The organism is Pseudoalteromonas sp. JC3 (assembly GCF_030291895.1).
Taxonomy (GTDB): domain Bacteria; phylum Pseudomonadota; class Gammaproteobacteria; order Enterobacterales; family Alteromonadaceae; genus Pseudoalteromonas.
Window position 1 is genome coordinate 1,050,975 of record NZ_CP127856.1, and the last position, 13,970, is coordinate 1,064,944.

Annotated in this window: 15 protein-coding genes and 2 pseudogenes; 15 read left to right on the top strand and 2 right to left on the bottom strand. The window is 39.2% G+C overall.

The window, feature by feature from the left end:
- Positions 1 to 18: 18 nt before the first annotated feature.
- The 13 genes and pseudogenes from QSH61_RS23210 (at position 19) to QSH61_RS23270 (ending at position 10,379) form a co-directional block, all read left to right on the top strand.
- On the top strand, positions 19 to 894 hold the full coding sequence (locus QSH61_RS23210) for a helix-turn-helix domain-containing protein (RefSeq protein WP_206472463.1): 876 nt from the start codon (positions 19 to 21) through the stop codon (positions 892 to 894).
- A 271-nt stretch (positions 895 to 1,165) separates the two neighbouring features.
- Positions 1,166 to 1,438: pseudogene (locus QSH61_RS23215) on the top strand (helix-turn-helix domain-containing protein); the annotation flags it as partial.
- Positions 1,439 to 1,587: 149 nt separating this feature from the next.
- Positions 1,588 to 2,208, top strand: coding sequence for a hypothetical protein (locus QSH61_RS23220; protein WP_029215704.1), 621 nt, complete (start codon positions 1,588 to 1,590; stop codon positions 2,206 to 2,208).
- Between the two features lie 257 nt (positions 2,209 to 2,465).
- On the top strand, positions 2,466 to 3,329 hold the full coding sequence (locus QSH61_RS23225; protein WP_206472461.1) for a helix-turn-helix domain-containing protein: 864 nt from the start codon (positions 2,466 to 2,468) through the stop codon (positions 3,327 to 3,329).
- A gap of 45 nt (positions 3,330 to 3,374) precedes the next feature.
- Positions 3,375 to 4,244, top strand: a complete 870-nt coding sequence (locus tag QSH61_RS23230; protein ID WP_206472460.1) for a helix-turn-helix domain-containing protein — start codon at positions 3,375 to 3,377, stop codon at positions 4,242 to 4,244.
- A gap of 57 nt (positions 4,245 to 4,301) precedes the next feature.
- Positions 4,302 to 5,168, top strand: coding sequence for a helix-turn-helix domain-containing protein (locus QSH61_RS23235; RefSeq protein WP_206472458.1), 867 nt, complete (start codon positions 4,302 to 4,304; stop codon positions 5,166 to 5,168).
- Between the two features lie 527 nt (positions 5,169 to 5,695).
- Positions 5,696 to 6,073, top strand: a complete 378-nt coding sequence (locus QSH61_RS23240) for a hypothetical protein (RefSeq protein ID WP_206472456.1) — start codon at positions 5,696 to 5,698, stop codon at positions 6,071 to 6,073.
- Between the two features lie 423 nt (positions 6,074 to 6,496).
- A complete protein-coding gene (locus tag QSH61_RS23245; protein ID WP_206472454.1) occupies positions 6,497 to 7,738 on the top strand; it encodes an AAA family ATPase in 1,242 nt (413 codons plus the stop codon).
- A 155-nt stretch (positions 7,739 to 7,893) separates the two neighbouring features.
- A complete protein-coding gene (locus tag QSH61_RS23250; RefSeq protein ID WP_053397282.1) occupies positions 7,894 to 8,148 on the top strand; it encodes a type II toxin-antitoxin system Phd/YefM family antitoxin in 255 nt (84 codons plus the stop codon).
- The gene (locus QSH61_RS23255; protein WP_010603677.1) at positions 8,141 to 8,410 is read left to right on the top strand and encodes a Txe/YoeB family addiction module toxin; all 270 of its coding nucleotides are present in this window, start codon (positions 8,141 to 8,143) and stop codon (positions 8,408 to 8,410) included. The genes QSH61_RS23250 and QSH61_RS23255 overlap by 8 nt, the downstream gene beginning before the upstream one ends.
- A 17-nt stretch (positions 8,411 to 8,427) precedes the next feature.
- Positions 8,428 to 8,589 (top strand): annotated as a pseudogene (locus tag QSH61_RS24465) (transposase); the annotation flags it as partial.
- A 406-nt stretch (positions 8,590 to 8,995) separates the two neighbouring features.
- Positions 8,996 to 9,613: a DUF6624 domain-containing protein gene (locus QSH61_RS23265; protein WP_248298711.1), complete on the top strand. Its 618-nt coding sequence runs from the start codon at positions 8,996 to 8,998 to the stop codon at positions 9,611 to 9,613.
- A 274-nt stretch (positions 9,614 to 9,887) separates the two neighbouring features.
- A complete protein-coding gene (locus QSH61_RS23270; protein ID WP_010603675.1) occupies positions 9,888 to 10,379 on the top strand; it encodes a DUF7000 family protein in 492 nt (163 codons plus the stop codon).
- 162 nt (positions 10,380 to 10,541) lie between these two features.
- Here the strand turns inward: QSH61_RS23270 and QSH61_RS23275 are convergent, their stop codons facing one another.
- Complete coding sequence (locus QSH61_RS23275; RefSeq protein ID WP_010369844.1) at positions 10,542 to 10,775, bottom strand: hypothetical protein; 234 nt, start codon at positions 10,773 to 10,775, stop codon at positions 10,542 to 10,544.
- A gap of 88 nt (positions 10,776 to 10,863) precedes the next feature.
- Positions 10,864 to 11,763, bottom strand: coding sequence for a LysR family transcriptional regulator (locus QSH61_RS23280; protein ID WP_010603674.1), 900 nt, complete (start codon positions 11,761 to 11,763; stop codon positions 10,864 to 10,866).
- A 110-nt stretch (positions 11,764 to 11,873) separates the two neighbouring features.
- Here QSH61_RS23280 and QSH61_RS23285 point away from each other — a divergent pair, with 110 nt between their 5' ends.
- Both QSH61_RS23285 and QSH61_RS23290 read left to right on the top strand, forming a co-directional pair.
- A complete protein-coding gene (locus tag QSH61_RS23285; protein ID WP_206472452.1) occupies positions 11,874 to 12,737 on the top strand; it encodes a type 1 glutamine amidotransferase domain-containing protein in 864 nt (287 codons plus the stop codon).
- 10 nt (positions 12,738 to 12,747) lie between these two features.
- A complete protein-coding gene (locus tag QSH61_RS23290) occupies positions 12,748 to 13,902 on the top strand; it encodes an iron-containing alcohol dehydrogenase (protein WP_206472450.1) in 1,155 nt (384 codons plus the stop codon).
- The last annotated feature ends 68 nt before the right edge of the window (positions 13,903 to 13,970 follow it).

Here is a 13,970-nt window from a genome sequence, read left to right on the forward strand (position 1 = left end):
TAAAACAATGGTGGACAGATGCAAACGCCAGAGGAATATGAGGTAAGCCAGCGGATAGGTAGGTTAATACTTGGGTTAAAGCGTACCAGAGGTATGACCCGAGAAGATGTCTGTAAACGTTTAGGTATAGGTTCGCGCACGTTAGACAATTACTTAAACGGGGTGAGCTCATTTAAACTTGGGACATTGTTAAAGTTTGCGGATCTTTGCAAGGTAAAGCTGGCTGATATTTTGGATGATACCGACGCGCTGAAGCGCTTGTATCCTGAGAATTTTAAAGACAAAGGCAATATCTTTTTACTATTTATGAGTTCTATTGTCAGCGTTTTAGTATTTGAAGTTATCTTCATTGCACTACTGATCTTGTTATTTTTTTATGCGCGTAATGACAAGAATAGCCAAAGCATTGTTGCAATTTTTATATTTGCTTTTTCGTTAGAAATCGCCGTTGTTTACTGGCTTAAATTTGTATTGATCCCAGCTATTGAAAGCTATTACATTGAAAATATCTATGCTTTTGCAACTCAACTTTTACTGAGTTTACTGCTGGCGTTAATGATCAAATACAGAATGTTTTTAGGTGCGTGGTTTACCAAAGGGAATTCAGCCAGCATTTTTGAGAAGAACCAAGTAGACGCGCCGCTTTATGCACTCGCATGTACGTTAGCTTTGATTGATTTTGCCGCATTGATGGAAAACTTTATCCGTAACCTAGAGCATTTAGGTATAAATGAAGAAGTTGCCAAACCATTTTGGGAGCTGACCTTTATGTTTGATTACTTTGCTTATATAAAGGCCGTGCCTTATCTGCTCTGCATGTTTGTTTTATACGCAGGAATAACAGCGCGCCGTAAGCAGGTTTTAAATAAAGCAAATGCTGCGCCTACACAATAATATGAAGATTTTCACATAAAAATAGAGAAGTCTGTGTGTTTTTAATTATTGATTTTAATGGTCTGCAAAACAACAAATAAGCAGGTTTAGTGAGGGTTGCTTGAATCAATTGATACCAAAAATTCAAATATAATGATAAGTTTGTTTCTGTTTTGGGTTGTTTTGCGAGTGTGCACCTAAAAATAGTACTGTCATCTACTTGTCTTTATATTTAACTGGATGTAAACTTTTGGTTAACTTGGTTGGGGTGATTGAGAGATATGGTGGGGCGATGCAGACGCCAGAAGAATACGAGGTAAGCCAACGTATCGGCCGACTGATACGGGGGCTAAAGCGCAAAAAAGGGATGACCCGAGAAGAGGTTAGCCGGCGTTTAGGTGTGGGTGACAGGACCCTTGATAACTATTTAAATGGCTCTAGCTCCTTTAAGCTTGGGACATTGCTTCGGTTTGCTGAAATCTGTAAAGTAAAGTTATCAGACATTTTAGAAGATACAGATAAGCTCTCTGGCCTGTATGGAGAAAAAAGTGAGGAAAAGAACAATGAAGGCTGCACAGAAAAAGCCAATAAAAATAGATCTTAGTCGTTCATTGTGTAAATTAGTTAGCGGAGCTGCTATTGGTAAAGGTGGTGGTGTAAAAGATTCACAGGTAGAAAAAGCAGACCAAGGATCAGATGGTTAGGGTTATTAATATGAGAAGTTTGTTTGGTTTATCATTGTTAACATGTGTTTCAGCATTGATATTTGTATCAGTCGTACAGTTCGGTGTTTTTGAATCAATAGTCTGTGCTATGCTTTTTATATTGGCGTGCTTTTCGAAAAAAGATCAAAATAGTCAAATGTTAACATTAATATTTGCGGCTGTTTATGTTTTGGAAGTTTTTGTAGCAATAGGGTTGAAGTATTTTATATTTCCTGCGGTAGAAAGTTATTACTATGAGAATATTTATGCTTTTGGGCTTCAATTAGCAGTAAATCTTATTTTACTCTTTCTATTAAAATATAGAATGACAGTCGGAGTTTTGATAACTAAAGGTAAGTCTGCATCGGTTTTCGAAAAGAATTATGCAGAAGGACCTCTATATTTTCTAGTCTTAATTCTTGTGTTTATCGATTTCATGGCACTTATGGAAAATTTTCTTCGAAATTTAGAGCGTTTGGGAGTTAGTGAGGAAACAGCAAAGATATTTTGGGAAGTGAGATTCTTCTATGATTATTTCGAATACCTTAAAGGGGTGCCTATTCTGTTATGTATCACACTTTTGTACGTTGGACTGATTGTCCGAACTAAGAGACAACCTGTTCAAGGTTAGCTGAAAGTATTTATAAACGCAGTATCTAGTATCTCTTAGATACTGCGTTCAAATTTTACATTTCAACTCCTGCCACAATTAGAGAGAATACAAGCGCTTTATTCTTCTAACAAAGTATAGTTTATATATTGCTCTCACTCATTTAAAGTCTGTACCACTTTTACACCATTCGACTTGAACATTTACTTGTCTTTATATTAAACAAAATGTAATGTTTGGGTTAATTTTGTGGTTTTTTTAAAGGGAAATGTGGGGCGATGCAAACGCCAGAAGAGTACGAAGTAAGCCAGCGCATAGGACTGCTAATAAAAGGTCTTAAGCATAAACGCGGGATGTCGCGAGAAGATATATGTCGCCACCTCGGGATTGGCATGCGAACGCTAGACAACTATCTTAATGGCGTTAGCTCCTTCAAGCTTGGTACGTTAATGAAGTTTGCCGATCTCTGCAGAGTTAAACTCGCCGATATTTTAGATGATACCGAAGCGCTCTCACGACTGTATCCAGACAATATGAAGGACAAAAGCAGTATTCTTACATTGCTTTTTGGCTTAGGTACAACCGCTATGCTTTTCGAGTCGGTTTTCTTGCTTTTATTAATAGCGCTGCTTTTCTATTCATATAAGGACAAAAACAGTCAATGCATGGTCGCAATTTTTGTCACTGTTTATATATTAACGAATGTCGCTAACTACTGGCTGCATTTTGTTCTTTTTCCCGTGGTTACTAATGTCTTCTATCAAAATATTTATGCTTTCTCAACTAACTTGTCTTTAAGCTTACTTTTATTCATTTTACTTAAATATAGAATGAAATTTGCTGTATTTATCACGCGAGGCAAGTCTGAAGATGTCTTCGAGAAAAACCCTATAGAGGCACCTCTGTGCTTCCTAGCAATGATGATAGCGCTCATTGATTTTTGCGCATTGATGGAAAATTTTATTCGTAACTTAGAGCATATAGGTATGGATGAAGATTTCGCTAAAACATTCTGGGAATTAACTTTCTTTTATGATTATTACGAATACATTAAAGCCCCGCCGATCTTACTCAGTTTAGTACTCCTCTATGCAGGAATACTCGCACGGAAAAGAAATACGCAGCAGCCTCAAAGTACGTAGTAATAAGTCGATAAGTAAATCACGGAATAAGGAGACGGCGGGCTGATGCAAACGCCAGAAGAGTACGAAGTAAGCCAGCGCATAGGGCTGCTAATAAAAGGTCTAAAGCATAAACGCGGGATGTCTCGAGAAGATATATGTCGCCACCTCGGGATTGGCATGCGAACGCTAGACAACTACCTTAATGGCGTTAGTTCCTTCAAGCTTGGTACGTTAATGAAGTTTGCTGACTTATGTAGAGTCAAGCTTGCCGATATTTTGGATGATACCGAAGCGCTCTCACGACTATATCCAGACAATATGAAGGACAAAGGGAGTATTCTTACGCTTATCTTGGGATCTATTGCTGGGTATTTTCTTATTTTCGAATCTATCGTATTCCTCCTTCTATTACTTTTGTTTTGTTGCTGTTACAAAGATAAGAATAGTCAAACTATCACAGGCATTTTCCTTTTTATTTTTGCACTTGAGGTCGTTGTCGCATACCTCTTAAGGTTCATTATTTTCCCTGCTGTTGAAAGCTATTTTTTCGAGAATATTTATGCTTTTGGGTTGCAGTTAACTCTTAGCCTCATGTTACTGTTTTTACTTAAACATAGAATGATGATTAGTGTATTTTTAACTCAGGGAAGATCTGCATCTGTATTCGAAAAAAATGGCATAGAAGCCCCAATTTATTTTTTGGCAATGACGTTAGTGCTTATCGATTTTTTGGCCCTCATGGAAAATTTTCTGCGCAACTTGGATCGCTTAGGTATGAGTGAGGAGCTAGCTAAAACTTTTTGGGAGGTTACCTTCTTTTATGATTATTTTGAATATCTCAAGACGATCCCAGCTTTTCTCTGTATCGCTTTACTTTATGTAGGGTTTATCGCGCGAAGAAATGCTCCGCTACAAGTTAGAGCTACACTGTAACTTTAGCAATAACGAATTCAGTATTAATAACAGTTTATATAGAAGGATCGCGAGGCGATGCAAACGCCAGAAGAGTACGAAGTAAGCCAGCGTATAGGACTATTAATAAAGGGTCTTAAGCATAAACGCGGGATGTCGCGAGAAGATATATGTCGCCACCTCGGGATTGGCATGCGAACGCTAGACAACTATCTCAATGGTGTTAGCTCCTTCAAGCTTGGTACGTTAATGAAGTTTGCTGACCTCTGCAGAGTTAAACTCGCTGATATTTTGGATGATACCGAAGCGCTCTCACGACTGTATCCAGACAACATGAAGGACAAGGGCAGTATTCTTACGCTAATCTTGGGATCGGCTTTTGGCGTAATTATTTTTGAGTCCACTTTATTTATCTTATTGTTAGTTTTGTTCTTTTACGCTTACAAAGACAAAAATAGTCAGCTGTTGACGCTTTGCTTTGTAGCGGTATTTTTGTGTTCAACGGTAGCTGTATATACACTAGAGAACTTTATTTATCCGATAGTGGATAACAATTTTATAGGAAACTCTTGTGCATTCTTCATCCAGCTCTCACTCAGCCTTTTATTACTTTTTTTGCTAAAACATCGGATGGCTTTTGCGGTGTTGCTTACCCGAGGAAGAAGTGCCTCTGTGTTTGAAAAAAACTATGCGGAGGGGCCATTACATTTCTTAGTTTTGACCTTAGCGTTAATAGATTTTTTTGCCTTGATGGAGAACTTTCTGCGCAATCTGGAGCATTTAGGTATAAACGAAGAAACCGCAAAGGCGTTCTGGGAAGTAACCTTTTTTTATGACTATTTTGCTTACTTAAAATCAGTGCCTATGTTGCTGTGTGTCGCGGTACTTTATATCGGTTATATCGCACGTAATCAAGTATCAAGATCGGCTGAACATGTTGAGTAATAATGGTAGTATCTGATGTCGATTATACAGATTTTTCGTTTATGAGTTGCTGCTATAGTTTGGTCTCCTCAACCCTTTGAGGATAGCGTTAAATCATAGATTACTTTGCAAAAGCACACAAAATCGTCTGCGGTGGGTGTCAGTGATTTTTCGGCTCAATTTTTAGGAGTTAAATTGAAGCGTAGTTTACAGTTTAAGATTCATTTGGCTCTACTCGTAGCCTGTATTATAGGTTTTCAATTTCATAGGGGTACGATTGATAACTTCTTTACTAACCCTTTTTATATCGGTTCAATGCTTGTTGGTGTTTTACTTGTGTTAAAAGCTATTTTTTACTCGTGCCAAAAGTGCCGAAGAAATCAAGTAATACTGGGATGGTATAGGTATAGGTTGCCTAAAGAAAGATGTTATAATTGCGGTCATAATATTGACAATAGTCGCTCCTAATAAATTAACGAAATAGGGGCGCAACAGTAGGTTTGTGCTTTTTTAGTATAAAATCAGAAAAACTGGATAAGTTTAGCTTTATGGAAAAGTTTTGTATCGCAATTATTTCACTGTGTCTTGCTCTTGGTGGTGTCACCCATATTTTTGACAATGTATACTTTGGACTTCTACCATATAAGTTTGCACCAAATTGGGTGAATTTATACTGGACATCCCTTGGTGTTATTGATTTTTTAGCTATTTATATTCTGCTAAAGAATAGAAATCTGGGGATAATTTTAACTTTGATAATAATGATAAGTGACGTAGTTATTAATTCAGCGGCTTACTATTCTATGCAAGTTATTAAAGACCCTATAGCATTGCAGCTACAAACACTTTTTCTCGGCTTTTGTCTTGGCGCGTGCATGTGGTTATGGAAAAGCAATAGCAGTAACTCTGTTTCGCCTGTTACTTAACATATATGTTCTTTTTAAAGAACAGCAAAAAAACAAAAATAAGAACACAAAATAAGAACACAAAATAAGAAGAAAATAAGGAAAGAAGAAAATAAGTGACACCCATTACTATTAACGTCAAAGCTGAGGAAGCAGAACTAACGTGGGCACCCACCATAACTAACACTACAGAACGAAGGGTATCAGCTTAAGGTTATGACACCCAGCCATATTTGAAATTTGTGGGTGTCAGTAATTTTTCTCGCAGATAAGTTATAACTCGTTTTTTCAGGTAATTCGTATGTTGAATGACAATGTTTGACTGGTAATTTGCTAAAATTATTAAATAAAGTTTCTTGAATATTGCGATTTTTCTCTTGTGGATAAGTGAGATATTAAAGAATTTATACTAATTAGCTGTTAAATTTCTAAAGGAGCATCAAGTTGGCAAATGGAAGTTTTGGTCTCGATAACGAGGCTTTAATTATTAAAAGTGGTATAAGAAATGTTTTTACGCCTCATATTCCGATTGACGAAATATCTCATTTTTTTGGGCGTGAAGATGAAGCAACAAGATTAGTCAGCGTTATTAATTCTCCCGGCCAGCATATCCTTCTTTACGGTGATCGCGGTGTTGGGAAAACATCTCTTGCGAAAACTACTTGTAAACTAATTTTACATAAAATTCAGCGCGGGCATTTTTTTGAGAAACGTTGTGATTCTGGAGATAGTTTCTCTTCTATTTTTGTTGAAGCACTTGAAAAATGTGGGATTGATTTGTCGTTCAGAGAAGCAACTCAAACGCATAATCAAGGTGGTGGCGCAGTATTAAATGCAGTTTTCGCAAAGGCTGACCTGTCCTCTAAAAGGGAAACAAAAACTACAATAGTAACCACATTTAAACCTGACTCTCCATCTTGGGTTGCGAAGCACTTAAAGTCCCTTTCAGGAATTATGCTTATTGACGAAGCTGACGCACTTCAAGATGAATCCGATAAGAAAAAAATTGCAGAACTTATTAAATTGCTTAGCGATCATAAGTCCAATTTCAAATTGGTGGTGGTAGGTATAGCGGCTACTGGGGAAGAGTTAACAGCTGGTCATCCTTCAGTAGAAAGATGCTTAAAAGAAGTTTCATTGCAACGAATGTGCGACGAAGACCTTAAGAAGATAATTCTTAATGGCATGAATTCTTTAAATCTTCGCCCTGATGATAGCGTTGTCGAAAAAATAGTAGATATAAGTGCTGGATACCCCCACTTCACTCATTTAATTAGCTTAAAATGTGGTGAGGCTGCAATCGTTAGAGGCAATAAGCATATAACAAAAGATGTACTCAAAAGTGCACTCAATGAAGCGGTGAAGGATTCTGAGGGAGCATTACAAAGAATGCTTGAGTCTACACTTCGCGTATTAAACACTCCACAGGAGTATAAGTTCCTGCTTCTTACAGCTTCTTATTGTAATACACCTGAATTTCGTAGCTCTGAGTTAAGAGAAAAATTAAAAAGTAAATTTGGTGTCATCGTTGATTCGCAGACTTTAAGCCGAAGACTAACAAAATTAACCAAAGGGAGTGAAAAGACAATTCTGTATAAGCCCGCGAGGGGGTGCTTTCAATTCACAGATCCAAGAATGCCTAGCTTCTTAAAGATGGCTTTGAATGCAGATGATGACGTAATGTAACAAGCCACCACACTCGGAAATTTCACTTACTCCGCTCCCAAAATTCCGGTGAGAGGAGTGTTGGTTACCTTATCAATATTACATGCTCAATTTACTGTACAAGTAGAATGGTGAAGACTATACTTGTTCCATTAAATGTACATGTAGAGGTTCTTATGAGAATTGTATCTTTTACTGAAGCTAGAAATAGTCTTAAAGCTGTTCTAGACGGTGTAGTTAACGACGCAGATACAACAGTCATTACACGTCGTGACTCTGAGGATGCTGTGGTTATGTCTTTAGATTACTACAATAGCCTTATGGAGACTGTTCACTTACTACGCTCTCCTCAAAACGCTGAACACTTAAATCGTTCGATTGCACAGTACCGTGCTGGTAAAACAACAGCACGAGAGTTAATTGATGAGTAGTAGTCAACGTTTACTGTCGTGGACTGATGACGCTTGGGATGACTATCTGTATTGGCAAACTCAAGACAAGAAAACACTCAAGCGCATCAACAAACTCATCAATGATGTTAAGCGCTCCCCATTTGAGGGCATCGGTAAACCAGAGCCGTTGAAAGAGAGTTTATCTGGTTTTTGGTCTCGTCGTATTGATGACACTAACAGGCTTGTTTATGCAGTTGATGATCAAGCGATAACGATAATTTCGTGTCGTTACCACTACTAAATTAGAGGCGGCGATAATACAGCAAGCGACTTAGGTGTATCGAACCTGTGTTCGGCAACATCATAGTGAATAAAGGAATGAATAAACTCACATTACGAGGGCAAGGGAAAGTGAATGCGCAATGGAAGTTGTATTGCTTGGTGCATAATCTAGAAAAGTTGCAAAAAATAATACACTAAGAAGTGTAGCTCATTTTAAACCTCAAAAAGCCACAGAGACCAGCCTTATAGCCTCATAAAACACAGTAAAAAAATGACAGTGACGTTTAGAGTAAACGATTGAATCAAATAAAGAACTCGGCTAAGGTTGATACCACTATGCAAAATGTATTAAGGATGGATTGGTGATACCCATCACTAATTGCATTGACGTTAGGAAAATGAAGGCTTGAAATTTGTGGTGGGTGTCAGTGATTTTTGTTAGGAAGGTGCAAATTAAGTGGTGGGTGTCAGCGATTTGAGCGATTTGGTAACTATGTTTGACTGGTAGCTTGCTAAAATTATTAAATAAAATTTTCTTGATGATTGCGATTTTATCTCTTGTGGATAAGTGAGATATTCAGAATTTACACTAGTAGGTTGTTATATGCTTAAATGGAATTTGAAAATGCGGTTACTTTTTTTACTCTACTTTCTTCCTTGTTTTGTTTCAGCTGAGATAAATTTGCCATTGCAAGCTCAACTCATTGAAATGGCAAAACAGGATCAGGCTGTACGAAAACAGTTAGGAGATGCCGGTTGGGATAAAGCTCCAAAAGAGCTTCATGCTAAATTATCATCAGTTGATCATCAGAATACTGAAAAACTCAAAGCAATATTAAGCAAACGACAATGGCTAACACATGCTGAGGTCGGAAAGGAGGGGGTTGGAGCAGCATTTCTTATAATACAGCACTCGTCAGATACTGAGTTTCAAGAAAGAATGCTTCCAATCTTAAAGAGAGCATATTTAAATAATGAAGGCGTATCAGGACAAGAAGTCGCATTATTGACCGATCGCGTACTTATACATAGGGGGCAAAAGCAACTGTACGGCACACAAGCAGATATTAAAAATGGTAAAGTCACTTTCATGCCAATCTCAGAAGTTGATAAAGTGGATGAAAGGAGGGCTGAAATGAATATGCCTCCATTAGAGTTTTATAAAAAGATAATGGAAGAAATGTATGGTATTAAAGATCACCCCGAAATAGAGCTGAATTAGAACGCATACAAGAGACTATGGCGTCAATGACTAAAGGATGGATTGGTGACACCCATCACTAATTGCATTGAAGTTAGGAAAATGAAGGCTTGAAATTTGTGGTGGGTGTCATTGATTTTTGCTTCTTGATTTTTGAGCTTGGGATATATGAAGCGTCATTCGACTTTGATTGTTTGATATGATATTGGCAATCTAATGATGACTCAGGCTCCTTGCAATGCTAGCTTCGTGTGTGGGTCATTTTGCTATGTGCCTGAAAAACTCAGAGGACAACATGTCTAATAAAAGTCTTCGTGCTCGAATTCCAGCCTATAAAATGGCATTTGCAAGTGGCGAACTGCAGAGAACCTATAAGGATCTCGTCTCTATTGTTCAAAGTCTCAGGGCTGAATTCAGTAAGCAGTATAAAGGCCAGTTTACAGTCGCAAACGTGTTACACGGATATATTGACTTTACATACTTTTATCTGCAAAACGATTACCTTAAAAAACACAAGCTCAAATTGGCAGTTGTGTTGAACCATCAAGAAGTGCAATTCGAACTTTGGCTCCTTGGGCAAACAAAGGATGTTCAGATTGATTATTGGGCAAAGTTACAGGGGGTTAGGTGGGTGGATCAAGATGTTATGCCTGAGTGGTCAATCTTTGAAATTTTAATGCTTGCTGACCCTGATTTCGATAATGTAAAAGCGCTATCTGAGCGGATCCACGGTGTGTTTGCAGAACTGTCCGAGGAGATCTTTACTACATTGAAGGTGTACCAATAGTACACCTAACACACATGAATTTTCGCAGGTTATCCGCGTCGTAAAGTATGTGCAGCTAATTTTCAAACTTTAAATCTGTTTAACTCTATTTCTAGCGAAAAAAAGAGTGCTAGTAGTAGCACTCTTGTCAATGCAAAACTCAACAGCAATAACCCTTAGTTACTAGTCCATGCTTGGGGCGCTGGAATATACCAACTCAATTAGGTTATTCATCGTTCTTGATTTTTGCATATAAGCCTTTTCCATATGGGCAAGCTCTTGTAATTCAAATAAGGTCGTTTCTACGAGTGCCAGCCATTTTTCTGTGGTGTCTGGTACCGCTTCACTTTGCTTTGTTGCTTTTTTTAGTGCGTCGTAATAAATAGTTAAGTCACGATATTGGCTTTGATAGTCCATTGATGCTCCAACCCGTCTCTTTTAATTTACAGCAAGGTAACAGGAATTCTCAGCAGAAATCTGCGGAAAATAATTTTTTTACAACTTTTTAATTCGAAAGATAATTAATATTAGCAAAGGCGGAGATCACATCTTTTGCAAAAGCAATGCGTGGGTGTTTTAACGCGCCCTTTTTCCATACTAGATAGATATTGTTTTCAGGGCCTACAGGGCCAAGTTGGATCAGTTCACCTGCTTTTATGAGATCTCGGCAGAGATAATCGGGGAGGACGGAGTAACCTATTCCAGAGCGAATGATGTTAGCAATTGCTCTAATGTCTGGGCAAATAGCGATGACATTAGAGTTGCAGCCCGCATTAAATACACGGTCAAAGTATTGTCTAACCAAAGGTAAGTCTTGATCGTACGTGACGACATTATAGCTTGAGAGTAAGTCGGCGGTAATATCGCTGTCTTGAATTTCTCTGCCCTCTAAACGGTTCATCACTAGCCACAATTGCTCTTTGTCTAGAACTAAATAGTCAAAGCTTGTGGGATCTGGCGCAGAGGCGGCAATGGCGATGTCGGCGGTGTCGTTTATTAGTGCGTCGAAAATGTTAATTTTATTGCCAATATGAAGTACCACGTTAATGTTGCCCGCTTGCAATAAGTTGGCGATTTGTGGACCGGAGACAAAGCTTAAATACTCCGCGGGGCCAGCAATATTTAGTGTGCCAAACACCGCGTTGGAGCGCGCCCGAATTGAGGTGATCTTCTGCTCTAAAATATCGATATGACCAGATACCTGCAGCGCTAAGTCATGTGCTGTTGGCGTTGGCTTTACCCCTCTTGCTTGGCGTTCAAACAGGGCTTTTCCTACGACCGCTTCCATGGTTTGAATATGTGCCGTGACAGCTGGCTGCGACATCCCCAAGTTGGCCGCTGCTTTGGTGATATTTTTGCAGCGGTATACTTCCACAAAGGTTTTTAGTTGGGTGAGATGAGACATAAATTACTTAAGCCATAAATATTCTGATTGCTCCTACCAATTTATCCGAATTCTCCTGTGTCCGCAAATCGCCTAAACTCGTCGATATTGAACTGGTATGAGGAGCCGGGATGAAAAAGAGTATACTGAATACGATAGTGTGGGTGTCATCGTTGTTGGGTTCAGCACTTGCGCTTAGCGCTAATGCAAGTGAAGGTGAAGTATTAGTGTTACTTTCGAGCGAAACCTCTATGGAACTTGCCAGTGGTGAGACAATAGAAACAGGTTACTACCTCAATGAGTTCGGTATACCTGCAAAGGCTTTAGTGGATGCTGGATATAAACTGATATTAGCAACACCAAAAGGCAATGCCCCTGCTGTTGATCAAAAATCAGTGTCGGTTAATTACTTCGGCGGTGATGAGACTAAATTACAAAGCATCAAAAAATTTATTGCTAACCTGCCAGATCTTAATGATACCGCAAGTTTTAGCGAGATCCTTGCTGCGGGGCTAGACGAATTTGATGCGGTATTTATTCCAGGCGGACACGCACCGTTAATTGATTTGGCGAATAATCCGCAGGTGGGTGAAATTTTGCGCCATTTTAACCGCGAGAATAAACCAACAGCTGCGATTTGCCACGGCCCAATTACGTTGCTTTCGGCACAAAGTGAACCAAAAGCGTATTATCAGAGTTTAACAACACAGTCACCTGTTCAAGCGAAAAACTGGATTTATGACGGATATCAAATGACGATATTTTCGAACCCAGAAGAACAAGTATTTGAAAGCACGTTAAATGGCGAAAAACTCAACTTTTACCCAGCAGCCGCGATGTCTCAGGCTGGAGGAAAAATGCAGTTTGCAAATGCATGGCAGCCAAAAGTGGTTGTTGATAGAGAGCTAATTACAGGGCAAAACCCGTTTTCAGACACATTACTAGCAGAAAAGCTGCTAGAAATGTTAGCGGAAGAACCGAATATTAAACAGTAAGGAATTGAGCATGCTTAATTTTGTATTTAAAAATCAAACCGAAATTCTTTTTGGTAAAGGCCAAATGAGTGAAATCACCTCACGATTACCAGAGGCTGCAAAGGTGTTGCTACTGTACGGCGGCGGCTCGATTAAAAACAATGGTGTATACGACCAAGCTATGAATGCATTGACAGGTGTTGAGGTTGTGGAATTTGGTGGTGTGGAGCCAAACCCAACATATGAAACGCTAATGCAAGCGGTCGCGACGGCAAAGCAAAATAATGTGAATTTTATTCTTGCGGTTGGCGGCGGCAGCGTTATCGACGGCGCAAAGTTTGTGGCGGCAGCCGTGAATTTTGACGGTGAGCCTTGGGACATTTTGGTAAAAGGCGCAAGCTTTAGCAATCCATTACCGATTGGTGCTGTGCTCACTTTACCTGCTACAGGCTCTGAGAGTAACGGCAACTCAGTGGTTACAAAAAAGGCAACTTCGCAAAAGCGTGCGTTTTCGTCACCAACAGTGCAGCCGCAGTTTGCGGTACTTGACCCAGAATACACCTATTCACTGCCGCCTCGCCAAGTGAGTAATGGGGTAGTGGATGCGTTTGTTCACGTGATTGAGCAGTATTTAACTTATTCAGTAAATGCGCCACTGCAAGACAGATTTGCAGAAGGTATTTTACAAACGCTTATCAGCGAAGGGCCAAAGGCATTAAGCGAGCCTAACAATTATGATGTAAGAGCAAACGTTATGTGGTCTGCAACTATGGCGCTAAATGGCCTTATTGGTCAAGGCGTACCACAGGATTGGTCAACCCATATGATTGGTCACGAGCTAACGGCATTGTATAACCTTGACCACGCGCAAACGCTTGCGATTGTATTACCTGCGGTGATGTATGTGCAACGAGACAAAAAAGCCGAGAAAATCAAGCAACTTGGTGAGCGTGTATTTGGTATTACAGCCGCAGACGAAGCGCAGCAAATTGACCAAACAATAAAAGCAGTTCAAGACTTTTTTGAGTCGATGGCGGTGCAAACCCGTTTAGCGGATTATCAATTAGACGAAAAAGCAGTACAAGAAGTTATCGCTAATCTAGAAAAGAACGGCATGACGGCACTAGGTGAGCACGGCGATATTGATTTAGCGAAGGCGAAAGAGATTTTAATGCTGGCGTTGTAAAACAAGTAATCAGTGGCAATGTGTTACCCTTTGATAACAAAAGTAAGATGGTTTAGAGGTAACTAAAC

Coding starts and splice junctions, on each gene's coding strand:
- QSH61_RS23275 (WP_010369844.1), bottom strand. CDS start 10,775: ATGGACTATCAAAGCCAATATCGTGACTTAACTATTTATTACGACGCA.
- QSH61_RS23240 (WP_206472456.1), top strand. CDS start 5,696: ATGGAAAAGTTTTGTATCGCAATTATTTCACTGTGTCTTGCTCTTGGT.
- QSH61_RS23250 (WP_053397282.1), top strand. CDS start 7,894: ATGAGAATTGTATCTTTTACTGAAGCTAGAAATAGTCTTAAAGCTGTT.
- QSH61_RS23255 (WP_010603677.1), top strand. CDS start 8,141: ATGAGTAGTAGTCAACGTTTACTGTCGTGGACTGATGACGCTTGGGAT.
- QSH61_RS23280 (WP_010603674.1), bottom strand. CDS start 11,763: ATGTCTCATCTCACCCAACTAAAAACCTTTGTGGAAGTATACCGCTGC.
- QSH61_RS23235 (WP_206472458.1), top strand. CDS start 4,302: ATGCAAACGCCAGAAGAGTACGAAGTAAGCCAGCGTATAGGACTATTA.
- QSH61_RS23270 (WP_010603675.1), top strand. CDS start 9,888: ATGTCTAATAAAAGTCTTCGTGCTCGAATTCCAGCCTATAAAATGGCA.
- QSH61_RS23230 (WP_206472460.1), top strand. CDS start 3,375: ATGCAAACGCCAGAAGAGTACGAAGTAAGCCAGCGCATAGGGCTGCTA.
- QSH61_RS23225 (WP_206472461.1), top strand. CDS start 2,466: ATGCAAACGCCAGAAGAGTACGAAGTAAGCCAGCGCATAGGACTGCTA.
- QSH61_RS23210 (WP_206472463.1), top strand. CDS start 19: ATGCAAACGCCAGAGGAATATGAGGTAAGCCAGCGGATAGGTAGGTTA.
- QSH61_RS23265 (WP_248298711.1), top strand. CDS start 8,996: ATGCTTAAATGGAATTTGAAAATGCGGTTACTTTTTTTACTCTACTTT.
- QSH61_RS23285 (WP_206472452.1), top strand. CDS start 11,874: ATGAAAAAGAGTATACTGAATACGATAGTGTGGGTGTCATCGTTGTTG.
- QSH61_RS23290 (WP_206472450.1), top strand. CDS start 12,748: ATGCTTAATTTTGTATTTAAAAATCAAACCGAAATTCTTTTTGGTAAA.
- QSH61_RS23220 (WP_029215704.1), top strand. CDS start 1,588: ATGAGAAGTTTGTTTGGTTTATCATTGTTAACATGTGTTTCAGCATTG.